Origin of the sequence: Metabacillus crassostreae, from assembly GCF_016908395.1 — a bacterium.
In the GTDB taxonomy this organism is placed as follows: domain Bacteria; phylum Bacillota; class Bacilli; order Bacillales; family Bacillaceae; genus Metabacillus; species Metabacillus crassostreae.
Genome location: NZ_JAFBDU010000007.1, coordinates 71453 through 98043, shown reverse-complemented (window position 1 = coordinate 98043; position 26591 = coordinate 71453). Strand labels below are relative to the sequence as shown.

General features: G+C 34.9%; 24 protein-coding genes and 2 other annotated features. Of the genes, 3 read left to right on the top strand and 21 right to left on the bottom strand.

What is annotated here, in order from left to right; all coding sequences use genetic code 11:
- Positions 1–642 precede the first annotated feature (642 nt).
- The 10 genes from JOC75_RS18150 to zapA form a co-directional block, all read right to left on the bottom strand.
- A complete protein-coding gene (locus tag JOC75_RS18150) occupies positions 643–1620 on the bottom strand; it encodes an electron transfer flavoprotein subunit alpha/FixB family protein (RefSeq protein WP_204955425.1) in 978 nt (325 codons plus the stop codon).
- Between the two features lie 55 nt (positions 1621–1675).
- Positions 1676–2449, bottom strand: a complete 774-nt coding sequence (locus JOC75_RS18145; RefSeq protein WP_204955424.1) for an electron transfer flavoprotein subunit beta/FixA family protein — start codon at positions 2447–2449, stop codon at positions 1676–1678.
- Positions 2450–2537: 88 nt separating this feature from the next.
- Entirely contained in the window at positions 2538–3311 is a 774-nt protein-coding gene (locus JOC75_RS18140) for an enoyl-CoA hydratase (protein WP_204955423.1), read from the bottom strand.
- A 323-nt stretch (positions 3312–3634) separates the two neighbouring features.
- The gene (locus JOC75_RS18135; protein ID WP_146949238.1) at positions 3635–4216 is read right to left on the bottom strand and encodes a TetR/AcrR family transcriptional regulator; all 582 of its coding nucleotides are present in this window, start codon (positions 4214–4216) and stop codon (positions 3635–3637) included.
- Positions 4217–4510: 294 nt separating this feature from the next.
- The gene (locus JOC75_RS18130; RefSeq protein WP_204955422.1) at positions 4511–6202 is read right to left on the bottom strand and encodes an AMP-binding protein; all 1692 of its coding nucleotides are present in this window, start codon (positions 6200–6202) and stop codon (positions 4511–4513) included.
- 340 nt (positions 6203–6542) lie between these two features.
- Entirely contained in the window at positions 6543–6947 is a 405-nt protein-coding gene (locus tag JOC75_RS18125) for a DUF350 domain-containing protein (RefSeq protein ID WP_204955421.1), read from the bottom strand.
- Between the two features lie 14 nt (positions 6948–6961).
- Positions 6962–9322: an endonuclease MutS2 gene (locus JOC75_RS18120; protein ID WP_204955420.1), complete on the bottom strand. Its 2361-nt coding sequence runs from the start codon at positions 9320–9322 to the stop codon at positions 6962–6964.
- A gap of 112 nt (positions 9323–9434) precedes the next feature.
- Positions 9435–11162: a DNA polymerase/3'-5' exonuclease PolX gene (gene polX / locus JOC75_RS18115; protein ID WP_204955419.1), complete on the bottom strand. Its 1728-nt coding sequence runs from the start codon at positions 11160–11162 to the stop codon at positions 9435–9437.
- A 560-nt stretch (positions 11163–11722) separates the two neighbouring features.
- A complete protein-coding gene (locus JOC75_RS18110) occupies positions 11723–12265 on the bottom strand; it encodes a CvpA family protein (RefSeq protein ID WP_146949245.1) in 543 nt (180 codons plus the stop codon).
- Positions 12266–12274: 9 nt separating this feature from the next.
- The gene (zapA, locus tag JOC75_RS18105) at positions 12275–12532 is read right to left on the bottom strand and encodes a cell division protein ZapA (RefSeq protein WP_204955418.1); all 258 of its coding nucleotides are present in this window, start codon (positions 12530–12532) and stop codon (positions 12275–12277) included.
- Between the two features lie 121 nt (positions 12533–12653).
- On the opposite strand from zapA, the gene rnhC reads away from it, so the two are divergent.
- Positions 12654–13586, top strand: a complete 933-nt coding sequence (gene rnhC, locus JOC75_RS18100) for a ribonuclease HIII (RefSeq protein WP_204955417.1) — start codon at positions 12654–12656, stop codon at positions 13584–13586.
- A gap of 257 nt (positions 13587–13843) precedes the next feature.
- Here rnhC and pheT read toward each other — a convergent pair whose 3' ends face one another.
- The 3 genes from pheT to JOC75_RS18085 form a co-directional block, all read right to left on the bottom strand.
- A complete protein-coding gene (pheT, locus tag JOC75_RS18095) occupies positions 13844–16258 on the bottom strand; it encodes a phenylalanine--tRNA ligase subunit beta (protein ID WP_204955416.1) in 2415 nt (804 codons plus the stop codon).
- A 16-nt stretch (positions 16259–16274) separates the two neighbouring features.
- Complete coding sequence (gene pheS, locus JOC75_RS18090) at positions 16275–17309, bottom strand: phenylalanine--tRNA ligase subunit alpha (protein WP_204955415.1); 1035 nt, start codon at positions 17307–17309, stop codon at positions 16275–16277.
- Positions 17310–17412: 103 nt separating this feature from the next.
- Positions 17413–17653: a binding site (T-box leader), on the bottom strand.
- Positions 17654–17704: 51 nt separating this feature from the next.
- Positions 17705–18457: a TrmH family RNA methyltransferase gene (locus tag JOC75_RS18085; RefSeq protein WP_204955414.1), complete on the bottom strand. Its 753-nt coding sequence runs from the start codon at positions 18455–18457 to the stop codon at positions 17705–17707.
- 116 nt (positions 18458–18573) lie between these two features.
- Between JOC75_RS18085 and sspI the strand changes: the two genes are divergently transcribed.
- Positions 18574–18783, top strand: coding sequence for a small acid-soluble spore protein SspI (gene sspI / locus JOC75_RS18080; protein WP_146949257.1), 210 nt, complete (start codon positions 18574–18576; stop codon positions 18781–18783).
- Positions 18784–18830: 47 nt separating this feature from the next.
- Here sspI and JOC75_RS18075 read toward each other — a convergent pair whose 3' ends face one another.
- Together JOC75_RS18075 and dut are read right to left on the bottom strand one after the other, a co-directional pair.
- Positions 18831–19916, bottom strand: coding sequence for a M42 family metallopeptidase (locus JOC75_RS18075; protein ID WP_204955413.1), 1086 nt, complete (start codon positions 19914–19916; stop codon positions 18831–18833).
- 189 nt (positions 19917–20105) lie between these two features.
- Positions 20106–20543: a dUTP diphosphatase gene (gene dut / locus JOC75_RS18070; protein ID WP_204955412.1), complete on the bottom strand. Its 438-nt coding sequence runs from the start codon at positions 20541–20543 to the stop codon at positions 20106–20108.
- Between the two features lie 334 nt (positions 20544–20877).
- Between dut and JOC75_RS18065 the strand changes: the two genes are divergently transcribed.
- A complete protein-coding gene (locus tag JOC75_RS18065) occupies positions 20878–21273 on the top strand; it encodes a sigma-w pathway protein ysdB (RefSeq protein ID WP_204955411.1) in 396 nt (131 codons plus the stop codon).
- A 40-nt stretch (positions 21274–21313) separates the two neighbouring features.
- On the opposite strand, the gene JOC75_RS18060 is transcribed toward JOC75_RS18065, so the two are convergent.
- The 6 genes from JOC75_RS18060 to thrS all read right to left on the bottom strand — a co-directional run bounded on the left by JOC75_RS18060 (position 21314) and on the right by thrS (position 26217).
- Positions 21314–21913: a TVP38/TMEM64 family protein gene (locus JOC75_RS18060; protein WP_338036607.1), complete on the bottom strand. Its 600-nt coding sequence runs from the start codon at positions 21911–21913 to the stop codon at positions 21314–21316.
- A 460-nt stretch (positions 21914–22373) separates the two neighbouring features.
- Entirely contained in the window at positions 22374–22640 is a 267-nt protein-coding gene (locus JOC75_RS18055; protein ID WP_204955409.1) for a DUF1294 domain-containing protein, read from the bottom strand.
- Positions 22641–22742: 102 nt separating this feature from the next.
- Positions 22743–23102, bottom strand: a complete 360-nt coding sequence (gene rplT, locus JOC75_RS18050) for a 50S ribosomal protein L20 (RefSeq protein WP_146949269.1) — start codon at positions 23100–23102, stop codon at positions 22743–22745.
- A 31-nt stretch (positions 23103–23133) separates the two neighbouring features.
- Complete coding sequence (gene rpmI, locus JOC75_RS18045) at positions 23134–23334, bottom strand: 50S ribosomal protein L35 (protein WP_066326889.1); 201 nt, start codon at positions 23332–23334, stop codon at positions 23134–23136.
- A 20-nt stretch (positions 23335–23354) separates the two neighbouring features.
- Positions 23355–23876 (bottom strand): translation initiation factor IF-3, encoded by a 522-nt coding sequence (gene infC / locus JOC75_RS18040; RefSeq protein WP_168714488.1) that lies wholly within the window; start codon positions 23874–23876, stop codon positions 23355–23357.
- An 82-nt stretch (positions 23877–23958) separates the two neighbouring features.
- Positions 23959–24082, bottom strand: a sequence feature (ribosomal protein L20 leader region).
- A 197-nt stretch (positions 24083–24279) separates the two neighbouring features.
- Complete coding sequence (gene thrS / locus JOC75_RS18035; protein WP_204955408.1) at positions 24280–26217, bottom strand: threonine--tRNA ligase; 1938 nt, start codon at positions 26215–26217, stop codon at positions 24280–24282.
- Positions 26218–26591: the final 374 nt, after the last annotated feature.

The window sequence follows — 26591 nt, the reverse complement described above, 5'->3', positions numbered from 1 at the left end:
AGTAAGCGAACATTTTGCTTCTGTTTTACTTTTCCCTATGATTCACGATTAAAACATAGTTTTTTCTATAGTTTTTTTACTCTGAATTTCCCATTCAGGTCATCTAATTGATTTTTTTGACCATCCTTATGTAATTTTCGACCATCAAGCCCAGTTTATCGGTCATTCTCCTGTATTTGTCGACCATGGTCGCATCTTTGCGCACCAGTTACACTCTTCCAGACCATTAAGCCCAATTTATCGACCACTCTCCTGTATTTGTCGATCATGCTCTCATCTTTGAGCGCCTGCTGCTCTTTTTCAGACCACTAAACCCAGTTTATCGACCATTCTCCTGTATTTATCGACCATGCTCGCATCTTTGCGCATCAGTTACACTCTTCCCGACCATCAAACTCAGTTTATCGATCATTCTCCTGTATTTATCGACCATGCTCTCATCTTTGCGCATCAGTTACACTCTTCCAGACCATCAAGCCCAGTTTATCGACCATTCTCCTATACTTACCAACCATGCTCTCATCTTCGAATGTCCACTTACTTCCTTTAAGGCTTTCACACCTTCATTAGCAAATTTCAACAATTCGCAACTACTCAAATAAAAAAAGGTAAAAGCACACTTAAAGCGTGCTTTTACCTTTATCATGCGTGTACGTTTAACTTTTTAAACTCTTCTGTTAGTAACGGAACTACCTCGAAAAGATCGCCTACGATTCCATAATCAGCAACTTTGAATATATTTGCTTCTGGATCTTTATTGATTGCCACAATAACTTTGGAATTTGACATTCCAGCTAAATGTTGAATCGCACCGGAAATTCCACAAGCAATGTATAAATCAGGTGTTACAACCTTCCCTGTCTGGCCGATTTGTAAAGAATAATCACAATATTCCGCGTCACACGCACCACGCGATGCCCCAACTGCTCCGCCAAGAACGTCAGCTAATTCTTTCAATGGTTCAAAACCATCCTCACCCTTTACTCCACGACCACCTGCAATAACTACCTTGGCTTCTGATAAATCGACACCTTCTGTAGCTTTGCGGACTACTTCTTTAACAATTGTACGTAAATCCTTGATCTCGACAGATAAAGCACGAACATCTCCTGTTCTTGTTTCATCTTTTTCTAATGAACTAATATTATTTGGACGTATCGTGGCAAAAATGATACCATCTGTTACGATTTTCTTTTCAAAAGCTTTACCTGAATAGATTGGACGAGTAAACACCACATTTCCACCAGCAACTTCAATGGAGGTTGCATCAGAAATTAGTCCTGAGTTGAGCTTTGCAGCTACTTTTGGTGATAAATCTTTTCCTAACGCTGTATGTCCAAATACAATACCCTCGGGATTTTCCTCTTTAATTACAGCTAAAACTGCTTGAGAATAACCATCAGGAGTGTATGTGCTAAGTTTTGCATCCTCAACTATTATCACGCGATCTGCACCATAGTGGATTAACTCCGTACCAAGTGATTCAACCTGATCACCTAGTAATACAGCGATTACTTCTCCACCCTCAGAGATGGTTTTACCTGCTGCAATTGCTTCAAAAGATACATTTCTTAATGATTGATCACGAGCTTCACCTAATACAAGTACTTTTCTTGCCATGATTATTTCCCCCTGTTCAAATATTTTTTCTCCCTATCACTCTATTAATCTATGATTAAACAACCTTTGCTTCATTACGAAGTAGTGTTACAAGCTCTTTTACTTGATCCTCAAGCTCACCTGCTAACACTTTTCCTGCTTCTTTTTTCGGTGGTAAATATATTTCAATTGTTTTTGTTTTTGGCTCTACATCATCTTCTTCTAAATCAAGATCATCGAGTTCTAACTCATCAAGTGGTTTTTTCTTTGCTTTCATGATTCCAGGTAAAGAAGGATATCTCGGTTCATTTAGACCTTGTTGAGCTGTTACTAGCAGGGGTAATGTTGTCTCAATCACTTCTGAATCACCCTCAACATCTCTTGTAACAGTTGCTTTATCTCCATTGATTTCAAGCTTTGTTATTGTTGTTACATATGAAATATTAAGTAACTCTGCTAAACGCGGACCAACTTGACCTGAACCCCCATCAATAGCAACATTTCCACCAATAATTAAATCAGCATTTTTATCTTTAAAAAATTCGGCTAATATTCTTGAAGTTGTATATTGATCACCTTCATCAAGATCATCTTCAATATTAATCAAAACAGCTTTATCACACCCCATTGCTAATGCTGTTCTTAATTCTTTCTCAGACTCTTCTCCACCAATTGTTACAACTGTAACTTCCCCATCATTTGCATCACGAACTTGAATTGCTTCTTCTATTGCATATTCATCATAAGGATTGATAATAAACTCTGCTCCATCCTCACTAATCTGTCCATTTTGTACAGTGATTTTTTCCTCAGTGTCAAATGTTCTTTTCATCATTACAAAGATATTCATTTCCCATTCCCCCATGTTCATTAAGTAGTTTTAAAAAGGAAAAAACAGATCTCTTTTACTTCTATATAAGACAATATGTTATTAGTAATTATTTACCTGTAAAGTTTGGTTTTCGCTTCTCAATGAATGCTGTAATACCTTCTTTCGCATCATTACTACCAAACAAACCACCAAATAATTCTGCTTCTTTTTTCATTCCATTTTGGTAGGTTTCAGTTTTGGCAATATTCAAAAGCTCAATAACAGCTTTTACTGAATTTGGACTTTTTTGAGCAAATTTACTTGCTAATGCTTTCGTTTCCTCTAAAAGCTTTTCTTCGGGATATGCATGATTAGCAAGGCCTAATTTTACAGCCTCTAATCCTAAAATTGGTTCACTTGTTAACATCATTTCTAACGCCCGACCTGCACCTACATATTTTGGTAATCTTTGAGTACCACCAAAGCCAGGTATGATGCCTAATTGTAGTTCTGGTAATCCTAACTTTGCATCTTCAGTTACAAGTCTAAGATGACATGACATCGCAAGCTCTAATCCTCCACCTAAAGCTGCACCGTGTATCGCAGCAATAATAGGCTTACTATAATTTTCAACTCGTTCAAAAAGATCCTGACCGTTAGAAGCTAATTTAGAAAATTCTTCTCCAGATGGTACTTGTACAAATTCTTTAATATCTGCGCCAGCAGAGAAGAATCTGCCTTCACCATGTAAAATGATCACTCTAACAGCATCATTATTCTCAAATTCATCCAAAAGGTTTGAAAGCTCTTTCAAAACTCCTGATGCTAAAGCATTTGCTGGTGCATTATCAATTGTTACAATGGCTATGAAATCAGATATATTCACCTTTAAAAGTCCCATATTTTTCTTTCCTCCTATGACTAGTATCAATCCTTTTACTATATTTTTTATCATGTAGGAAAATGCCTATATTTTAAACACCTTATCTTTAGATATTGCGCTTTTAAACATTGTTGTTGATTTACGTTACAGGCATTTGCTTTCCGCGGGCGGTCTGGGAGCCTCCTCGGCGAGAGCGCCTGTGGGGTCTCCTCTGGACACGCTCCTCCCGCAGGAGTTTCATGCCTTTCACTACAATCAACAAAGTGCTAATAATTAACATTAAGCTTTAACATAGCTTTTGAATTAGATATGAACTTCTAAAGATAAAATGTTATTTATACTTAGTTTGCAAAACCGTTAATAAATAAACTATGAACTTTTGCGGTTTGTTTTGGTAAATTGTATTTTTGTTCATTCATAACCCATGTTGTTACGGTTTCATCGATTGTACCAAAAATCATTTGTCTAGCTATCCTTGTATCTAGCTCTGCTTTAAATTCTCCTGTTTCTTTACCAGCAGTTATGATTTTGTCTACAACATTTAAATATCCTTTTAACACTTCATTGATCCTTAATCTTAGCTCTTTGTTTGATTGTCTAAGCTCAAGTTGTGTTACAATGGCTAAATGATGATCTTCTGATAATAAAGAAAAATGCTTTTCTATAAGAGAGTAAAGCTTTTCAGCAGCTGTTTGCTTTAACTCAATTTCCTCTTCAATTTTTTCTATAAAGTTTCCCATTTTCTCTTGAAAAAGAGATACGAGAATATCTTCCTTATTTTTAAAGTAGAGGTAAATGGTTCCATCAGCTACACCAGCCTGTTTTGCAATTTTCGAAACCTGTGCTTGATGGTAGCCATTTTCAGCAATTACAATAACTGCTGCATCAATTATTTGTTTGTATTTTGGTTTTTTCTGTTTCAATCTAAACTCTCCTTTTGAAATGAATGAATCATCATTCATAATTTAATCATAGTTTTTCCTTTCTATTATGTCAATACTATTTCATAAAAAAATAGATTTTATTCGTAACTATAATGGCTATGTTCGTAAACTTGTTTGCGTAAGTAGAAAAGTATCTAATAAAAAATACTGTTTAGTTAGGTCAATATTAAGCAACAAAAGAGTCTACTAAGCTTAGATTGAAAACAAACTTAGCATGATACAATTTCAGTAAAAGAAAATGAACCATGCTAAACCAAATGGCTCTTCATTTATTTAGTTAGCATTTTTCATTTTTTCTTTTTCTTCATCAACTAATGCACGTCTAAGTATTTTCCCAACTGCTGTCTTTGGAAGTTCATCTCTAAATTCATAGATGCGCGGTACTTTGTATGCTGCTAAATGCTTACGAGCATATTCATTAAATTCTTCAGTTGTAGCATCATGGCCATCTTTTAAAACAATATAAGCCTTTACTGTTTCTCCTCGATAAGGGTCAGGTACACCTGCAACAACAACCTCTTGTACTTTCTCATGCTCGTATAATACTTCCTCAATTTCTCGAGGATATATATTATAACCACCTGCTAGAATCATATCTTTTTTACGATCAACAATGTAAAAATAGCCCGCTTCATCCATATATCCAATATCTCCAGTTAGTAACCAGCCATCCTTAAAAGTGGCTTCTGTCTCCTCTTTTTTATTCCAATAGCCTTTCATAACCTGAGGCCCACGAATAGCTATTTCACCAAGCTCGTTAGGTTCAGCCAAACCATCGCGTTCATATGAATAAACGATTGCCTCTGTATTTGGCCATGGTACACCAATACTGCCTTTTTTTCTTTCACCCCATATAAAATTTGCATGTGTAACAGGAGAAGTTTCAGATAATCCATATCCTTCAACTAAACGTCCTCCAGTAACTTGCTCAAATTTCTCTTGAACCTCAACTGGTAGTGGTGCTGATCCACTAATACAGCATTTAATTGAAGATAGGTCATATTTTTGAATGTCTGGATGATTTAGTAACGCGATATAAATTGTAGGTGCACCTGGAAACAATGTTGGCTTTAATTTCCCTATTGTTTTTAGTGCATCCTTTGCATCAAACTTCGGTAAGAGAATCATTTTATAGCCCTGCATAACAGAGAGATTCATAACAGTAGTCATTCCATACACATGGAAAAATGGGATAATTCCTAAAATCGATTCTTCTCCTCTTTTGCATTTATACATCCAGGTTGAACACATTTTTGTATTTGATGCAACATTATGATGAGTTAACATTACTCCTTTAGGAAATCCTGTTGTTCCACCCGTATATTGAAGAAGTGCAATATCGTTTATCGGATCACAATCCTTAATCTCAATGTCTGGTTGTGCTATTTCCATGATTTTTTTAAATTGATGTGTTGTTCCTTCATGCTCAACTTTTACAACTAATTGATTTTGCTTTTTCTGTACCATTGGATATAAAAGATTTTTTGGGAAAGGTAAATAGTCTTTAATACTTGTTACAATAATATGCTTTATGTTTGTTAACGCTTTCATTTTAGAAACTCTCGGATATAACAAATCCAACGTAATGATAAATGTGGACTCGCTATCTTTTAGCTGATATTCAAGCTCTCTTTCCATATAAAGTGGATTTGTTTGAACAACAATTCCTCCAGCTAACAAAACCCCATAATATGCAATCACTGCTTGAGGACAGTTAGGTAACATAATTGAAACACGTTCATCCTTTTGTAAACCAAGAGATTGGAAATAATTAGCCAGCTTCAAAGATTGATTATAAACCTCTGAATATGATAGCTCTTTCCCTAGAAAATGTATTGCTGTTTTGGTTGGGAATTCTAATGCAGATTGCTTAAGATAATCATGTAATGATTTACCATCATCAAGCAATAATTCGTGAGGAATTTCTTCTGGATATAAAGTTAACCAAGGTTTTTGCACTTCCATCTTATCTCCCCCTTGAAATCTAATAACTAAAAACTGTTTTCTCCCCTTGTAAAAAGTATAGCAGGTTTTTCTTTTTTCAGAAATATAAATATTTTTAAATAATACAAAGGCCTGACACCATATTGGGTCAGGCCTTTGTATATAGACTTTCCTTTTTATTACAATATTGAAATTATTATTTCAGAAAAGGCTGTTTTTTCTAAACTTTTTCTTTAAGCATTTTTTAAGATACTGAATGATAAAAACGTTAGAAAAAAGCTAAAAAAATAACTCCTATTAAAATAAATACTCCACATAGTCCGAACATGACTTTAGCTAATGTTTCCACATTACACTCTCCTTACAGACTAGCCCCAATAACATATGACAAACCTATTGAAATAACGAGTGATATAAAACCTACAGCTCGATTATCTTTTCGAATTTCTTCATCAATTTTAAATTTGGGTGTCATAAATTCGTAAATAAAATAACCTAACAATAACAAAATAAATCCAAATAACCCCGAACCCATCATTTCCAACACACTGTCGTGTTGGTTTATTGAAAAACGAAAGATATTAGCTATACCGAAAATTTTACCACCTGTTGCCATAGCCACTGCCATATTTCCTTTTTGAATCTCGTCCCAGTTTTTATATTTAGTCACAAGCTCAAAAATTGTTAAAAATACGATTATGCTTAAAACAACAACGCTGTAATAAGCAGCAGTCTGAACTAAGTCATTTTCCCAAAATGTATTCATTACTCTTCTCCCTGCTATTTGAGTTCAACAACTGTTACACCAGAGCCACCTTCTCCTGCTTCTCCAAAGCGTGTACTCTTCACACTTCGATGATTTTTAAGTAGCTCTTTAACACCTGTGCGAAGAGCACCGGTTCCTTTACCATGAATAATTGAAACTCTAGGGTAACCAGCTAAAACAGCATCATCTAAATATTTTTCAACTCTTAACAACGCGTTTTCAAAACGTTCACCACGTAAATCTAGTTCTAGTGAGACATGATAATCCTTACCCTTTACAGTTGCTAAAGGCTTTTCCTGTATTTCCTGTTTAGGTCTTTTTATATATTGAAGATCTTTTTCCTTTACCTTCATTTTCATAATTCCCATTTGGACCTGCCACTCATGATCACTTACTTTTTCAATTAAATGACCTTTTTGATCAAAGCTTATTACTTTCACTTCATCACCAGGTTGTAAGGATTGTGTAACAGGTTGACTTTTATCAATTTTTTTACTTTTTTCAAATTGTGGTAACGCATCTTCCAACCGTTTTTTTGCATCAATAAGCTCGTGCTCTTTTACTTGTGCATGTTGCTCTTTTCTCATTTTTCGTAGATCATGGATTATTTTTTGAGCCTCTTGTGAAGCTTCCTCTACTTTTTCTTGTGCTTTACGCTCTGCTTTTTCATACAAAGCATCTCGTTGTGAATTAAACTCTAGTATTTGCTTCTGCAGTTCTTTATGTAGCTGTTCTGCTTCTTTACGGATTTTTTCAGCTTCTATTAACTCATTTTCAGCTGTTTTTTTACTAGTTTCTAATGAAGCAATCATTGTATCTACTTCATTATGCTCATCAGTCATTTGTGCTTTTGCTTTATTGATCACTTTTTCCTGCAACCCTAATCGTTTGGATATTTCAAAAGCATTACTTCGACCAGGCACTCCTATTAAAAGCTTATAAGTTGGACTTAATGTTGCTACGTCAAATTCAACACTTGCATTAATAACCCCGCTACGGTTATAACCATATGCTTTAAGCTCTGGATAATGCGTTGTTGCCACAACACGAGCTCCTCTGTTATACACTTCATCTAAAATAGAGATAGCAAGTGCTGCTCCTTCTTGAGGATCGGTTCCAGCTCCTAGCTCATCAAATAACACCAAACTTTTATGATCAACTTTATCAAGTATATCAACTATATTCACCATATGTGATGAAAAGGTACTTAAGCTTTGTTCAATCGATTGCTCATCACCAATATCTGCATATACCGCTTGAAATACTGCAATTTCAGAGCCATCCATTGCAGGTATTTGTAATCCAGCTTGTGCCATTATCGTACAAAGTCCTAGCGTTTTTAATGCTACTGTTTTACCACCTGTGTTAGGACCTGTTATAACAATCGTAGTAAAATCTGTACCTAGCTCAATATCATTAGGAACAACCTCATTTTCAGCTAATAATGGATGACGAGCCCTTACTAACCTAACAATTCCACTTTCATTAACATCAGGTCTAGTGCCCTTCATTTTCTTAGCATACTTGGCTTTTGTAAACATAAAATCCAACTCAGCAAGACAATACACATTTTGTAATATGTCATCACTAAATTCAGCCACTTCATTAGATAAAATCGTTAAAATCCGTTCAATCTCTACCTTTTCTTTGACCTTCGCTTGTTGAAGTGTGTTGTTCAAATCAACGATAACTTGAGGCTCAATAAATAATGTAGCTCCTGAGCTTGACTGATCATGAACAATTCCTCCATAAGAGCCGCGATATTCTTGTTTAACTGGTAACACAAATCGTTCATTTCTTATCGTAATAATGGCATCTGATAGCATTTTTGATGCGGATGACGAACGGATCATTGACTCTAATTTATCTCTAACTCTTGCTTCTGTTGTTCGTAATTGCTGACGAATGCCTTTTAATGCAACACTTGCACTATCAAGAACATAGCCATTATCATCAATACATTCAGAAATTTTCCTTTCTACTTCTTGTAAGACGACGATTTTATCAGCAAATACCGGTAAATGAACAAGCTCAATCTCTTCCTCCACCATCTTTTCAATAAACCTTTTCATTTGCCTAGCTGCATATAGTGTTCCTGAAACTTCGTTTAATTCAACTGCATTCAGTATCCCACCTATTTTAGCTCTTTTCATTGTTGTTCTTATATCAACAAGTCCACCTAGTGGAACATTTCCTTTTAAGCGTAATACTTTAGCTGCTTCATCTGTTTGCTCCTGAGCTACCACTACTTCTTGAAAGTTAGTTGAAGGAATTAACGCCTTTGCTTTTTCCTTCCCTAAAGAAGATGATGCATGTTGAACAAGCTGATCTTTTACTTTTTCAAACTCTAATACATGTAGTACTTTTTGCTGCAAAACGATAAACCTCCTATGAAATGCAATGTACTTTTTCTAAGTAGCACTAGCACCTTTTCACTTTATCCATGTGTTCATCAATATATCTTTTTCATCATAATAGTTGATCTTTTTAATTATGGTGCCTATCTAAGAAGGCTTTTAATTGGTCAATATCCCATGTGTTTATGACATTTTCACTTTTAATCCAGCCTTTTATTGCAGCCGACACACCAATTGTCATATGTTCAAGCATATCAATATTATGAGCATCAGTATTAATAACTAGTTTTACTCCCGCTTCCTGGGCCTTTTTAATATATTCTGAACTTAAATCTAGACGATTAGGATTTGCATTTAACTCAAGTGCGGTATTCGTTTCTTTTGCCAGCTCAATAAGCATATCTATATCTACGTCATATCCTTTTCTTTTGCCAATAATTCTTCCTGTTGGATGTGCAATGATATCAACATGATTGTTTTTTAAAGCTGTTTTTAAGCGGTCCATAATCACTTCCTGTGATTGTGAAAAACTCGAATGGATAGAGGCAATGACGAGATCCATCTCTTGTAATAATTCATCATCATAATCTAATGTTGCATCAGGTAAAATATCCATTTCTACACCTGCTAAAATGGTTATATCACTATACTCTTCATTTAAAGCATCTATTTCTTTGCGTTGTGCTCTTAATCGTTCTGATGTTAATCCATTTGCAACCTTTAAATATTGTGAATGATCAGTAATAGCTATATATTTATAGCCTTTTTTTCTGCATCCCTCAACCATTTCCCTAATCGTGTATGCCCCATCACTCCAGGTAGAGTGCATATGAAGATCGCCTTTTATATGATCTAAAGTAATTAACTTTGACTTTGTTTCATGATGAAATAATTCAACCTCAGTTCCATCTTCTCTTAATTCAGGTGGAATATGTGGTAATTGAAAATACTCATAAAAGTCTGCTTCTGTTTCAAACGTTTTCACTTCGTTTGTTTCAATATTTTCAACGCCATATTCGCTTATTTTTTCTCCACGCTCTTTAGCTAGCTGTCTCATTCTAACATTATGGTCTTTTGAACCAGTAAAATGATGAAGTGTTGTGGCAAATTCTTCTGGCTTCACTAATCTAAAATCAACACTAACCTCATATTCATAGCTAAGTTGAATGGAAACCTTTGTGTCACCACTTGCAATAATTTCAGAAAGCTTTGGTATCGCTAATAACTGATCCCTTACTTTTTCAGGTTGATTTGTTGCAATGATAAAATCTAAGTCTTTTATTGTCTCCCTCATTCTTCTAAGACTTCCGGCTTTGGAGAATTTGTCTATCCCCTCACATTGCTGCAAATATTGATCAATATCTTCTGATATCGGTAGCATAAAAGCTAACGGTAAACGATCTGGTCGATTTCCTATCTCAGCTATAGCAGCTAATATTTTTTCTTCTGATTTTTTGCCAAAGCCTGCTAAAGCTTGAATTTTATTGTCTTCACATGCTTGCTTTAAAGAATTTACACAATCGATATTTAGTTCTTTATATAACTTAGCAATTTTTTTACCGCCGAGACCTGGTAGCTTTAGTAATGGTAATAACCCTGAAGGAACTTCCTCTTCCAATTGCTCAAGAACTTCGGATTTTCCCGAGTCAACAAACTCTTTAATAACAGCAGAAGTTCCTTTGCCAATTCCTGCGATTTTAGTAAAATCATCTATTTGTGATAAGCTTCTATCATCAACTTCAAGTGCATTTGCCGCTTTTCTAAATGCTGATATTTTAAAGGGATTATCCCCTTTTAATTCCATTAAAACTGCAATCTTTTCTAATAGACGAATAACGTCCTTTTTATGTAGTTCCATTTTTTTCACCTCTATATGTAACTTGTTATTAAAAATGATACAAATAAAAAATACAAATGTACAATTTTTTACCGGTATTGATGAATTCTATTTTCAACATAAAATATCAAAACTATTTATTTAAACCTATAAGCAAAGGCTTATACAATAATTTACGATTTGCAGGTTTACGTTTGAAATTTGCCCCACTTTTAATTATGTACTGAATCATTTCCGAAAAAAATAGTCTAATAATACAGAGCCACTTTAGAACTCTTCCATCTATTTTATCATAGAATGACCTTTATCTTTTACGTCAATACTTTGTTACAGATATCACTATATAGGTTAATCTTATCAAATTAGAATTAAAATCAGAAAAGCAGACCAATTCATCTTCACAAGTTGGTCTACTGTTTATCTGTTATGTATTTTAACTGTTTCCCACCTTAAGTTTGTTTCTAGAAAAAAGAGGTTGACTTAAAAAAACATTTTCCTTCATACAACACTAGTAATGAATGATTTATGACACTCAAACCAGTATTGATTATGAGGAAGGATTGTTTCATTAAGTCAGCCTCTTATGATGATATGTATTGAATCCAAAGCTCATTAACTTTATCAGAGAAGTATGGAGTATGATTCACAATTAAATCTGCAAGCACAGATTGATCTAAGGCAAGTTGAATTTGTTCAATTGGTAGTAATGCGCCGATAAAAAGGAGTATGAATAAAACCAGATATGATTCCAGAAATCCCAAAATTGAACCAGCCCAACGATTTAATTGCTTTAATATTGGTAATAATGCAACAAAATCTAACATAGAACCAATGATTTGCATAACAATTTTTGTTCCTATAAATAATATAACGAACGCTACCGCTCGATAAAAAGCTCCTTCAAGATCTTCCCCACTTAATAATGTGAGTATTGCTGGTCCCTCACTTGTTACAGGGTATGGAATCCAAAGCTTTAATTTCGGTGCAAGATCATCAAAATACTGGTATGCTACTATATAGGCAACAACAAACCCAGTTAAATGGATAAATTGAAGGATAAATCCGCGTTTTAAGCCGACTAGTATCCCAAACATTAAAATAATAAATAATACGAAATCTAGCATTTCTTGGCTTCAATCCTTTTCTATTAATTGTTTCTCTAATTTTTCATAGTCTTCTTTTAGTTTCAGATAGTCATGCACTACATTTACCGCTGTTAACACAGCTAGCTTATTTATATCAAGAGAAGGGTTTTTACTATTAATCTCTCGCATTTTATCATCAACAATTGAAGCAACAGCCCGAATATGGCTCGTACTTTCTGAACCAATAATTGAATATTGATGACCATATATATCTACTGTTGTTTTCGATTTAGGGCGATTTGACAACGATAAATCCTCCATTTCCTGCAAATCCTATTCCTTATCATAACACGAAGCTTAATGATATGGGAAGAAGTTCAATAGACTCTTAAATGAGTTAAATCATGTACTAGAAAGGATGTCCCTATTGGCAAACTCCGTTATTAAAGTAAATCAATCTATTATTAATAAAATGGATGCTCATTACTCAAATCATAAAACAGCAAAAATACCTCCAGGAGCTGTTTTCTCTGCGAAAATAGATGGATGTACTATTACTGCATACAAATCAGGTAAGGTCTTATTCCAAGGTGGATCTGCAGAAGCGGAATCAACAAAATGGGGAACTAAATTAGAGCAGAAAGAAAAGCCAGCTTTATCTAGTAAAACGCCAACAAGTTATCAACCACCTTCAAATATTGCAAGTTTATCAATTATTGGTTCAGATGAGGTAGGAACAGGAGATTTCTTCGGACCTATAACAGTAGTTGCTGCTTATGTTCAAAAAGAGCAAATTCCTTTGCTTAAAGAACTAGGTGTAAAGGATTCAAAAAATTTAAAAGATCCACAAATTATCGAAATTGCTAAAGATCTTATCAAAACAATTCCATATAGTTTACTTGTTTTACATAATGAAAAATATAATGAACTTCAACAGCAAGGTATGTCACAGGGTAAAATGAAAGCTTTACTACATAATCAAGCAATTAATCGTTTATTAAGTAAAATTGCACCACAAAAACCTGACGGATTGCTAATTGATCAATTTGTAGATCCAAATATATACTTTAAACACTTAGCAGGAAAAAAAATCCCTGATGAAAAAACCTATTTCTCAACAAAGGCTGAAGGTATTCATTTGGCAGTTGCAGCAGCCTCCATTATTGCAAGGTATTCATTTGTAAAAGAGTTTGATCGGTTATCAGATATTGCAGGTGTAACAATACCTAAAGGTGCTGGAGCTCATGTAGATCTAGCTGCTGCGAAGATTTTAAAAAGAAATGGTGGGGAATTTTTAGCATCGATTACGAAAAAGCATTTTGCTAATACCGAAAAAGTACTTAAGATCGCTAAAAGATAAAAACAACATTTCATGTGATCTTTTAAAAGATGCGGAATTCTTGAAATGCAGGCTGATTTTCAGTCATGCGAACAGATTGGTTCAGTTTATCAGCGATTTTTAAGATTTATCGGCGATTTTCTGGATTTATCAGCGATTCTGAGGATTTATCGGCGATTCTGCAAATTTCGACAAACTAGAAGCTATACATTACGTTAAAAAATGGCAATCAAAAAGGAATCATCCTCGATGATTCCTTTTTGATTTAATTACGACATTTATCCACGTAAAGAAGCATTCACTTTTTCTTCAACAGCTTTTAGTACTTTATCATGGACCTTTGTCACATCTTCATCTGTTAATGTTCTTTCTGGATCGAAATAACGTAATGAGAAAGCAACCGATTTTTTACCTTCTTCAAGACGATCTCCTTCGTATAAATCAAAAACAGACACATCTTTTAACATTTTTCCGCCAGCTTCAGTGATTACCTTCTCAATATCACCTGCTACAACATTTTTTTCAACAACAAGAGCGATATCTCTCGTGATAGAAGGATGACGTGGAATAACCTCAAAGCGTGTTTCTTCAACATCAAAAGTTAATAGATCTTCTAAAGATAACTCAAATACATAGGTTTCATTTAGATCTAATTCTTTTTGAACAGTAGGGTGAATTTGACCTACAAAACCAACAAGCTTATCGCCTAAATAGATTTCTGCTGTGCGTCCAGGATGCATACCTTCACGTTTTGCTTGCTTATACTCAATTTGATTTGTTAAGCCTAATAATGAAACAAGACCATCAACTATTCCTTTAGCAACATAAAAATCAACTGGCTTCTTCTCACCTTGCCATGAATGTGAGTGCCATAAACCTGTTATTGCAGCTGATAATCTTTCTTTTTCAAGTGGTTGAGTATCTTTTCCTTGTGATAGAAAAACAGAACTCACTTCATATAAAGCAACTTGATCAATTTGTCTTGCTACATTATATCTTAATGCATCTAATAAATGAGGAAGTAGACTTAAACGTAGCACACTTCGCTCTTCACTCATTGGCAATGAAAGCTTTGTTAATTCTGCTGTTTCTAAAGCATATTTAGCAGCTTTTTCTTCACTTGTTAATGAATAAGTGATTGCTTGATATAAACCTGTTCCTTCTAGATAACGACGTGCTTTACGACGTTTTTCTTGATATGCCGTTAATTTACCTGGAATTGCTTGACCTACTGGTAATGTAGTTGGAATATTATCATAACCATATAGTCTTGCTACTTCCTCAACTAAATCCTCTTCAATAGTAATATCTCCACGGCGAGTTGGAACAGTTACAGTCAATGTAGATCCATCAAGCTCAACATCAAATTGCAGACGGTCAAAGATAGATTTCATTTCTTCACCAGAAATATTCATTCCCAAGATTCTATTTACCTTCTCAACTGTAGTTTGCACAACAGCTGGTTCAAATGAAGCTGACTGAACTTCAACAGATCCTTCTAAAACCTCTCCACCTGCATATAAGGAGATCAGTTGTGCTGCACGCTCTGCTGCAGCTTGAACACGATTCGGATCTACTCCTTTTTCATAACGAGCACTAGCTTCACTTCTTAAACCATGATCTTTTGAAGCAGTTCGAATTCGTTGACCATTAAATAATGCAGATTCTAATAATATTGTTTTTGTATCATTTTGAACTTCAGAATTTGCTCCACCCATCACACCAGCTAATGCTACTGGTTCTGTTCCATTTGTTATCACTAAATGTTCAGATGTTAGCGTACGTTCTTGATCATCTAACGTCACGATCTTTTCACCATCATTAGCACGACGAACAAGTACTTCCTTTGAACCAAAACGATCATAATCGAAAGCATGCAATGGTTGGCCATATTCTAATAGAACAAAATTTGTTATGTCGACAACATTATTGTGTGGACGAATTCCTGCTGCCATTAATTGTGTTTGCATCCATAGTGGTGAAGGTGCAACTGTAACATTTTTAATCACTTTAGCAATGTATAGTGGGTTATCTTCTGTTGCATCAACATTGACACTTACAACAGCTGAAGCTTTTTCCGAAGATTTGTCATAAGAAATCTCTGGGTATTTAACTTCCCGGCTTAAAATTGCTGCCACTTCATGTGCAACACCTAACATGCTTAATGCATCTGAGCGATTTGGCGTTAACCCTAACTCAAGAACCGCATCATCAAGGTTTAATTGTGCTAGTGCATCTTTTCCAACTTCAACATCACTAGGAAAAACAAAAATACCTTCAGAATATTCTTTTGCCACTAGCTTTGACTCAATACCAAGTTCTTGTAGCGAACAAATCATTCCATTAGAAACCTCACCACGAAGTTTAGCTTTTTTTATTTTAAAGTTGCCAGGTAGTACAGCACCAACAGTCGCAACAGCTACCTTTTGACCTTTATCAACATTTTTTGCTCCACAAATAATTTGAACAAGCTCACCATTACCTAGATCAACCTGACATTTATTAAGTTTATCTGCATCTGGATGTTGTTCTTTTTCTACAACATGCCCGACCACTACACCCTTCATGCCTTCATTTAAGACATCTACACCTTCAACTTCAATTCCGCTACGTGTAATTTTTTCTGCTAATTCATCTGGAGTAATGCCTGATAAATCAACATATTCTGCTAACCATTTATATGAAACAAACATGTTTAAATCCTCCTATTTACGCTCGTTTAAATTGTTTTAAGAAACGCACATCATCTGTGTAGAAATGTCGGATATCGTCAATACCGTACTTTAACATAGCAATACGCTCTCCACCGATTCCAAATGCAAAGCCAGTATATTTTTCCGGATCAAAACCAGCCATTTTAAGTACATTTGGATGGACCATTCCAGCCCCTAACATTTCAATCCATCCTGTCTTTTTACAAACTTTGCAGCCTTTTCCACTGCATAAGAAGCAAGACACATCAACTTCAACTGAAGGCTCAGTAAATGGGAAGAAGCTAGGACGTAGGCGAATTTCACGTTCTTCACCAAACATTTTCTTCGCAAACACTTCAAGAGTACCTTTAAGATCACTCATGCTAATGTTTTCATCAACAACAAGTCCTTCAATTTGTGTGAATTGATGAGAATGTGTTGCATCATCATTATCACGACGGTATACCTTACCAGGACAAATAATTTTCACTGGTCCCTGACCTTCATGTTTTTGCATTGTTCTAGCTTGTACTGGGGAAGTATGTGTACGTAAAAGTAATTCTTCCGTGATATAAAATGAATCCTGCATATCGCGAGCTGGATGACCCTTTGGAAGATTTAATGCTTCAAAGTTGAAATAATCTGTTTCAACTTCAGGTCCTTCTGCAATTTGATAGCCCATTCCTAGGAAAAGATCTTCTATTTCTTCTACAACCGCTGTTATTGGGTGATGATTTCCTACTTTTACAGGTCGTCCCGGTAACGTAACATCAATTGTTTCATTTGCTAGTCTTTTTTCTACTGCTAACTGTTCTAAATGCTCTTGCTTACCTGAAATAGCATTTGCGATCACTTCACGAACTTCATTTGCTAGAGCTCCCATTACTGGTCGTTCTTCAGCAGACAATTTCCCCATTCCACGTAGCACTTCTGTAATAGGGCCTTTCTTTCCTAAGTATGCAACACGTATATCATTCAACGCTTTTAGTTCCTGCGCTTGTTCAATCTTTTCAAGCGCTTCTTGTTGCAGCTGTTTTAATTGCTCCTGCATCATTTTTTCCTCCTTATTTTAGGCTTTCTGTTTTACTTCATTTGTTTAATTACTAAAGCCATTCTAAAAGTAGCTTTTTTTGCAAAATAAAAAACCCGCCCCAGAAAGGGACGAGTTTGAATTCGCGTTACCACCCTTGTTAATCGCACATAGAAAAACTCGTACGACTCACTTCATTTCCATAACGGTAAAAACCGGAACACCTTTACATATTTATCATATGGTCTAAGTGTCAACTCGAGAGGTGAATTCATTTATCTCTTTCATAAAAGTGCTTTCAGTCTAAGGCACTTTATCCCTGAATGAACGAATGATAAATTACTATGCTCTGTCATCGTTTTGTTTCATATGTAATTTCTATACTATTATAATCAAAACAAAATGTTACTGCAAGGCTACCCACGTAAATGATATAAGAGAATTCCTGCTGCAATCGCAACATTTAATGATTCAGCACCACCATATATTGGAATGAATAAGTTTTCATCTGTTTTCTCAAGTAAATCAGCGTTAACTCCACTACCTTCATTACCAATAATTAAGCAAAATTGCTCAGATGATTCTACTTCTTTATAACTTATCGCATTTTGTAAAGAAGTTCCGTAAATCGGAATTTGCTGTTCCTTATAACCTATTATCTTTTCTAACAAGTTTCCCTTCACAATAGGCAAGTGAAAAATGGAGCCTTGACTAGATCGTATAACCTTTGAATTATAATGATCAACTGTTCCTTCTCCTAAAATAACACCATCAATCCCTGCAGCATCAGCTGTACGAATAATTGTCCCAAGATTACCCGGATCTTGAACACTATCAACTAAAAGGATTTTCTGCCATGTGTCTGGTGTATGCTGGTTTTGAAATTCACAAATTGCCGCAACACCTTGTGGAGCTTCTGTATCACTTATAGCCTTCATGATCTCATTTGTCACTAAAATTATATTTAAGCCATCTACATTCCAATGTGTTGGCATCGTGATATCTTCGCACACAATTAAATCCTTAATAATATCTTTCGTTTTTAATGCTTCTTCAACTAAATGTAATCCTTCTATAATATATGTGCCTGTTGCTTCACGTTCTTTTTTTGTGTGCAGCTTACGCCATTGTTTTACTTTAGAGTTTTTTACAGATTCGATTCGGTCCACATTCATACCCCTTTTAAGTGCTTTTACAAATTCTCTTACTCATCATACATAATATTTTATCGTTTAACAAATGCTATAGGATAAGTAGTAACATTTCTGCAAAGGAGTTGATATTAATGAATTTAAATCTTCGTCATGCTGTTATTTCAAATGTTTCTGGAAACGACCAAGGTCAGCTACAAGATACTATTGTTGATGCCATTCAAAGTGGAGAAGAAAAAATGCTACCAGGTTTAGGAGTTCTTTTCGAGGTAATTTGGCAAAATGCAAATGATCAGGATAAACAAGAAATGTTAGCAACTTTAGAACAAGGATTAAAGAAATAATACAAAACTTTTAAAAATGCTGGGCACTTATGTCCCAGCATTTTTTGTTATTCAAATGTAATTTTATTCACAGTATCGCGATCTAAACGTTTTACAACTTCAGTAATTAATTTTACTGCATGTTCATAATCATCACGATGAAGCATTGCAGCATGTGAGTGAATATAGCGTGTAGCTATTGTGATTGATAAAGCTGGCACACCATTTGCTGAAATGTGAATAGCACCTGAATCAGTTCCACCACCAGCAATCGCATCAAATTGATATGGTATATCTAATTCATCAGCTGTATCTGTTACTAAATCACGTAAGCCTTTGTGAGAGACCATTGATGCATCATAAAGAATGATTTGTGGACCTTTTCCCATTTTACTTGCAGCTTCTTTTTCAGATATTCCTGGTGTGTCTCCAGCAATTCCAACATCAACACCAAATGCAATATCTGGCTGAATTACGTTTGCAGATGTACGAGCTCCACGAAGTCCTACTTCTTCTTGAACAGTTCCAACACCGTAAACAACATTAGGATGATCAGTTTCTTTAAGGTTTTTAAGAACATCAATTGCGATTGCACAGCCAATGCGATTATCCCATGCTTTAGCAAGAAGCATCTTCTCATTTTGCATAACAGTAAATTCAAAATATGGAACAACCTGATCTCCTGGTTTTATACCAAATTCAATGGCTTCCTCTTTACTTGATGCCCCAATATCAATGAACATATCTTTAATATCAACTGGTTTTTTACGAGCTTCGGGAGGTAAAATATGTGGTGGCTTTGATCCGATAATTCCCGTTACATCACCTTTATTTGTAACAATCGTCACTCGCTGTGCAAGCATAACCTGTGACCACCAGCCACCTACAGTTTGAAAACGTAGAAACCCTTTGTCATCAATTTGAGTAATCATAAATCCAACTTCATCTAAATGACCTGCAATCATGATTTTAGGTCCGTTTTCTTGACCTACTTTTTTAGCAATTAAGCTACCAAGATGATCTGTGTAAACTTCATCAGAATAACTCGATATGTATTTTTTCATCACATCACGAACTTCCCGCTCGTTTCCAGGAATTCCTTTTGCATCTGTTAAATCTTTAAGCATTGTTAATGTTTCATCTAGTTTAGTCATTATGTAAATCCTCCTTAATTAACAATCATCTTTATTATACATGAGAGCACTTACCTGTACGAACTTCTGAACTTGAATGGCTTAATAACCTTGTTGTTTTATATGATTTACTTCATTTTTAGAAACATACGCTTCTTCTACTTTCTGAGGTGACATATTTTATTCAGCCAGTTAATACCTGAATACATCTTACTTCAATCCAGATGAACCAAATCCACCTTCACCTCTTACAGAGCTAGATAATTCTTCAACTTGAACTAATTCAACTGTCGGAACTGGAGCAATAACCATTTGTGCAATTCTTACGTGCTTTTCTACTTTAAACTCATTTTTCCCATGGTTTATTAAGATAACTTTAATTTCCCCTCTATAGCCCTCATCAATTGTTCCAGGACTGTTCAATACTGTTACTGAATGCTTTAATGCTAAACCACTTCTAGGTCTAACTTGTGCTTCAGTTCCTTCAGGAAGCTCAATACTAATACCCGTACTTATCAACTCAGCCTCCCCAGGCATAATTACTTTTTCTTCATTAGAGTACAAATCAAACCCAGCATCTCCTTCATTAGCTTGAAGTGGTAATAAAGCATCTTTATTTACTAATTTTACCTTCAACTTATATTTCAATTTTAGCTCTCCCTTGATTTCGTATTAACTTCTATAATCACTTCTGTTTTTTGAGGAAAAATATTCCTGACTCTTTTTATTGATGATCAAAGTTCTCAAACTAAATTTTTAACACCAGTATTTTCACTTTATTATTTTACCTTTTCTAACGAATGCTGTGATTCAAATCTTAGATTTAATTATTTTCACATTTGAAATAAACTTGAAAAACCCATCAATTTTGCCCCCAAATATAATAATCCTACTAAAAAATTATATCAAATTGAAAAAAACTTGAAACCTTTTAGGTTCTTTATTCGTAAATAAGGAAAAATACCCTCAGGAGGGGTTAAACATGTTTGTCATATTATTAAGGCTGCTCTTAATCATTTTCATTCTATTTCTTATTTATTCCGGATTTAAATATTTATTTAATCCAAAGCGTAAGCTTGAATTAGCTCATGAACAAAAACAATTTCATTTCTTAGATGATAAAGAAAATGTCCGCAAGAATTTTTTATTAACCTACAAAGGTGTATTATTTGAAGGGGAAAAATACTTAGGTACAACAACACATTCGTTTGAGGTTGTCTCCATTTTCATATGGGCAAAAGCCACTAGTTCACTACAAGGATTAACATTAGAGGATTTTTCATATGTAGAGGAACAAATAAAAAAACGTTATCCACATGCAAAAATTGATTGGAAAAGTCCAATTAAAGAGCTTCTTGTAAAAAAACGTGAGAAATAGAAACATAAATTTAAGTCTTATTCGTAAGAAAAGGTACAGTTCATTGCCGAGCTGTACCTTTTTCTTTTAAAAAGAAATCTTCCCACTTGATAAAGACCTGTTTCTCTCTTAAAAAATAAATAAGAAAAAGCAAGGTTAATAAGATAGAAGCTATCAATATTGGTGACAAATTTTGAATTGATGCCCCTAAAAAGGTAAAACAAAGTGATGATGGTATATGAGTGATAAATGAAAGCCTCACATACCTCATAAATCCTTTTGTTTTTTCTAAAATGCAAAGAGAGATAAGTGAAAAGTTAACAAATGGAATCAAGCGTAAAACCATAATTTGACCTGTTGAAAAATAGGTGTACGCACCTATCCATTTTTCTTTCATTTTCACAAATCGATGAATCAAGTTAGGGAAAATCCTAGAAAATAAATAAAAAGTTATACTAGCACAAGTAAGTCCAATAACTGAATATAACGATCCTAATTCAGTACCAAATAAAATACCACCAGCAACACAAACAACAGCTACTGGAATAAACAGAAATTGTCTAATGATATGAAATAAAATAAAGAACAGCGGTGCAAATAATCCTGTAGTTTGGATGGCAGTTAAAACAGTAGAGGTCGCAAGCTCGATTTTAATCACCACTTTCTTGTTTGTCATTTCTGGCAGGTTAGTAGTGTTTATACATTTTACGAGAATTTTTGTGATTTATGCTAATTCATTCGTCGGATAACTTCTTGTGTGTATGGAATCAGGTTGTTTTCTTTTCTGTTGTTTGTAGAAGGTAGAAGACTAATGTTGTGGTGGCTTTCTTTTTAAGTGGGATTTTTCTATACAAAGGTGATTTTTGTCGAAAAATGTCTAATCGACGATAAATCCGAAAAATCGCTGATAAATTTGCAGAATCGCCGATAAATCGAGAAAATCGCTGATAAAATTTAAAAATCGCCGATAAATTTTCACAATAACTTAGTTAGATAAAAAAATCCCACGTGTTCAGCTTTTAAAACAAAGATGAATACGCTTTCACGTGCTGTTACAGCTTTCTTGGCTGTATGATCATCCAAATCTGGTCGGGAAATCACTCCCGCACCATAAAAGAGAATCACCAAAATATAGCTATATATAAAACTAAACCAAAATGTAAAGAAACTAGCAAAGGCAAGCCAACTTTAAATGAAGTATGCTTTGTTTTATGACGATATAACCTCATTCCAATATAACTCCCAAGTGCACCACCTATTAGAGATACAGACCACAATGTAGTTTCTTTGATCCTCCATTCCTGGCGTTTGGCTCTCCCTTTATCAATAGCCATTAAAGCTAGACCAATAACATTTATTATTAAGTAGTATAAAAATATAAAGATCATTTAATATCTCTCCTTTTCTCTCTATATAGTACCATCCATTTCCCAAAACGAAGCAAAAAAAGAGCTGATCCACTTAGGAATCAACTCTTTTATGTTTATATATTATTTGCTTAGTTGAGCTTTTGCAGCGTCAGCTAATTGAGCAAATGCTTTTTCATCTGTTACAGCTATATCAGCAAGCATTTTGCGGTTTACTTCGATACCAGCAAGCTTTAAGCCATGCATTAAACGGCTATAAGAAAGACCATTCATACGTGCAGCTGCATTGATACGTGTAATCCAAAGCTTACGGAAGTCACGTTTTTTCTGGCGACGGTCACGGTAAGCATACATTAATGATTTCATTACTTGTTGGTTAGCAACTTTGTATAATGTATGTTTAGAACCGAAATAACCTTTAGCTAATTTTAATACTTTTTTACGACGTTTACGTGAAACGATACCGCCTTTTACTCTTGGCATGTAAATTCCCTCCTATATTACGATGTTCCGATTATTTAATATTGTCTAATAAGTGACGAATGCGTTTGAAATCGCCTTTGCTTACTACAGTTGATTTACGTAGTTTACGTTTAGCTTTTGTAGATTTGTTAGCAAATAAGTGACTAGTGTAAGCATGTGAACGTTTAAGTTTACCAGATCCGGTCTTTTTGAAACGTTTCGCAGCTCCACGGTGTGTTTTCATTTTTGGCATAAGGGATTCCTCCTTAAGAATTATTGCTTTTCGTTTTTCGGTGCTAATACTAAGAACATGCTACGACCATCCATTTTTGGATGAGACTCAATTGTACTTAAGTCTGCACATTCGCTTGAGAATCGATCAAGCACCTTTTGACCAATTCCTTTATGTGTAATGGCACGGCCTTTGAAACGGATAGAAGCTTTTACTTTATCGCCTTTTTCTAAGAACTTACGTGCATTTCGAAGCTTAGTGTTAAAGTCATGCTCATCAATAGTTGGGCTCAAACGAACCTCTTTTAAATTAATGATCTTTTGATTTTTACGAGCCTCTTTGTCTTTCTTTTGCTGTTCAAAACGGAATTTTCCGTAATCCATGATGCGACATACAGGAGGCTTTGCATTTGGTGCAACTAAAACTAAATCTAAGTTAGCTCTAGTAGCAATTTCTAACGCCTCTTGACGAGATTTAATTCCAAGCTGATCTCCATTGGCACCGATCAGACGAACCTCACGTGCGCGGATTCCGTCATTTACCATCATATCTTTGCTAATAATTAGCCACCTCCAAGGTTTTATCAAACTGAATAGTAGTTTTTCAAATCCGTTTAATTGTAGATAGATCTTGGTTTTTTTATTGTAAAATAAAAAAGTGCGGATGTATAAACACCCACACTACGATTGTATATAAAAATTCATCGCAACCTGTCAACTACAAACGGATGTGTCAATCAGGTGAGAAGCGGGTGCTTCTACTTGTATATATGAAAGACTATTCAATTACCTTGAACATTATAACATCGAACAAAAGATATTGCAAGTAGATGCTATATGTTTATTTCAACAACATATGTTATTCTATCAGACCAATGATCATTCCGCAACACTTTTATTTAAAAGCTCTTATTACTGTTAAAATCAAGTGTTTTCTGCTGCAACTCATTGTACTAAAAAACTATTCTTATCTTTTTACTTCATTTGTTATGCTCTGTAAAAACTCAGTAAACGCAAGTGTTTCAGATTTTTGCTCACCATATTTACGAACATTAACAGCTTTTTCTGCGATTTCGTTATCGCCTACTACAAGCATGTAAGGAATTTTCTGCATTTGTGATTCACGAATTTTATAGCCGATTTTTTCATCACGAGCATCTAACTCAACTCGTAATCCAGCTTCTTGAAGCTCTTCCTGTACTTGTTTAGCATAATCAAGATGGATACCAGGAGACACTGGAATGACTTGAACTTGAGTTGGAGCAAGCCAAGTTGGAAATGCCCCTTTGTATTCTTCAATAAGGAAAGCAACAAAACGTTCCATTGTTGATACAACTCCACGATGGATGACTACTGGTCGGTGCTGCTTACCATCTTCACCCACATATGTTAAATCAAATCGCTCAGGTAGTAAGAAGTCAAGTTGAACAGTTGAAAGAGTCTCATCTTTGCCAAGTGCTGTTCTTACTTGAACATCAAGCTTAGGACCATAAAATGCAGCTTCTCCTTCTGCTTCAAAATAATCATGACCTAACTCATCCATTGCACCTTTTAACATGCTTTGTGCTTTTTCCCACATGCTATCATCGTCAAAATATTTTTCTTTGTCTTCTGGGTCACGATACGACAATCTAAATGAGTATTTTTCAATACCAAAGTCTTTATAAACCGCTTCGATTAAACGAACAACACGGATGAACTCATCTTTGATTTGATCTGGGCGTACAAAAATATGTGCATCATTTAATGTCATTCCTCTAACACGCTGTAAACCTGTTAAAGCACCTGACATTTCATATCTGTGCATCATTCCCAATTCAGCAATTCTAATAGGTAATTCACGGTAGCTATGAATATCATTTTTATAAATCATCATATGATGAGGACAATTCATTGGGCGAAGTACTAGATCCTCATTATCCATCTCCATTTTCGGAAACATATCTTCTTGGTAATGCTCCCAGTGACCTGATGTTTTATAAAGCTCAACACTACCTAGAACTGGCGTATATACATGCTGATAGCCTAGTCGCTCTTCTTTGTCAACTATGTAACGTTCTACAATTCGTCTAATAGTTGCACCCTTTGGAAGCCATAATGGTAAACCTTGTCCTACCTTTTGTGATGTAGCAAACAAGCCTAACTCCTTACCAAGCTTACGATGATCACGCTCTTTTGCTTCTTCAAGAATACGTAGATGCTCGTCTAAATCAGCTTTCTTAAAAAAGGCTGTTCCGTAAATACGTTGCAGCATTTTATTTTTACTATCTCCACGCCAGTAAGCACCAGCGACACTAAGTAGTTTAAATTCCTTGATTTTCCCTGTTGTAGGAAGATGTACTCCACGACATAAATCGAAAAATTCACCTTGCTCATAAATAGATACTGCTTCACCTTCTGGAATTACCTCTAGAAGCTCAAGCTTTAGTGGATCTTCTAATTCTTCATATCGACGCTTAGCTTCTTCACGAGTTACTTCAATTCGTGTAATATCTAAGTTTTCATTTACAATCTTCTTCATTTCCTTTTCAATAACGGGCAAATCCTCTGGTGTTATTGCATGCTCCATGTCAATGTCATAGTAAAAACCATTTTCAATAACAGGTCCAATACCTAGCTTTACAGATTGATCTTTATATATTCTCTTTATTGCTTGGGCCATTAAATGTGCAGTTGAATGACGCATGATTTCAAGCGCTTCTCCGCTATCTTGTGTAACAATTTCAATCGCACCATCCTGTTGAATAGGTGTACGTAAATCGATTACTTGACCATCTAATTTTCCAGCTAAAGATTTCTTTTTTAGACCTGGGCTTATGGATGCCGCAATATCTTCAGTTGTGGTACCTTTAGCAAACTCCTTAACAGCTCCGTCTGGGAACGCAATCTTTATAACGTCTGACATCCTTGTTCACTCCTCTATCATCTTTAATAGTTGTGCCTCTTGAATTAGATCCGTTGTATAAGACACTTATAAATAGAAGGGAAAGCACATGTTTACATTCTATTTATAAGTGGCTCATAGTCTTAACATCTACAATACGGCAAAAGTATCTTTTAAAATTGTTTATCAGCTATTGGACATTCCTAAAATCCCCTTAAAAACAAATAAAACCCGCCCCTAAAAAAGGGACGAGTTATACTCTAGTCAATGGATCGTGGTTCCACCCTTATTCCCAATATCTAATTAAATCATTGATTTTGCATTTAAAGAAAAACGCAAAAAAATAGATATGGCTTTAAATCGATAACGGGAAGACCGTCAGCTATTACTAAACA

What these genes read in the sequence shown, in the direction of transcription:
- JOC75_RS18140 (WP_204955423.1), bottom strand. Translation starts at nt 3,311, where the DNA reads ATGGGACTTTTAAAGGTGAATATATCTGATTTCATAGCCATTGTAACA.
- JOC75_RS18075 (WP_204955413.1), bottom strand. Translation starts at nt 19,916, where the DNA reads ATGACTAAACTAGATGAAACATTAACAATGCTTAAAGATTTAACAGAT.
- JOC75_RS18110 (WP_146949245.1), bottom strand. Translation starts at nt 12,265, where the DNA reads ATGCTAGATTTCGTATTATTTATTATTTTAATGTTTGGGATACTAGTC.
- JOC75_RS18145 (WP_204955424.1), bottom strand. Translation starts at nt 2,449, where the DNA reads ATGAATATCTTTGTAATGATGAAAAGAACATTTGACACTGAGGAAAAA.
- JOC75_RS18065 (WP_204955411.1), top strand. Translation starts at nt 20,878, where the DNA reads ATGTTTGTCATATTATTAAGGCTGCTCTTAATCATTTTCATTCTATTT.
- sspI (WP_146949257.1), top strand. Translation starts at nt 18,574, where the DNA reads ATGAATTTAAATCTTCGTCATGCTGTTATTTCAAATGTTTCTGGAAAC.
- thrS (WP_204955408.1), bottom strand. Translation starts at nt 26,217, where the DNA reads ATGTCAGACGTTATAAAGATTGCGTTCCCAGACGGAGCTGTTAAGGAG.
- JOC75_RS18055 (WP_204955409.1), bottom strand. Translation starts at nt 22,640, where the DNA reads ATGATCTTTATATTTTTATACTACTTAATAATAAATGTTATTGGTCTA.
- JOC75_RS18130 (WP_204955422.1), bottom strand. Translation starts at nt 6,202, where the DNA reads ATGGAAGTGCAAAAACCTTGGTTAACTTTATATCCAGAAGAAATTCCT.
- JOC75_RS18125 (WP_204955421.1), bottom strand. Translation starts at nt 6,947, where the DNA reads ATGAATACATTTTGGGAAAATGACTTAGTTCAGACTGCTGCTTATTAC.
- rpmI (WP_066326889.1), bottom strand. Translation starts at nt 23,334, where the DNA reads ATGCCAAAAATGAAAACACACCGTGGAGCTGCGAAACGTTTCAAAAAG.
- polX (WP_204955419.1), bottom strand. Translation starts at nt 11,162, where the DNA reads ATGGAACTACATAAAAAGGACGTTATTCGTCTATTAGAAAAGATTGCA.
- JOC75_RS18150 (WP_204955425.1), bottom strand. Translation starts at nt 1,620, where the DNA reads ATGGCAAGAAAAGTACTTGTATTAGGTGAAGCTCGTGATCAATCATTA.
- pheS (WP_204955415.1), bottom strand. Translation starts at nt 17,309, where the DNA reads ATGCAGGAGCAATTAAAACAGCTGCAACAAGAAGCGCTTGAAAAGATT.
- rplT (WP_146949269.1), bottom strand. Translation starts at nt 23,102, where the DNA reads ATGCCAAGAGTAAAAGGCGGTATCGTTTCACGTAAACGTCGTAAAAAA.
- pheT (WP_204955416.1), bottom strand. Translation starts at nt 16,258, where the DNA reads ATGTTTGTTTCATATAAATGGTTAGCAGAATATGTTGATTTATCAGGC.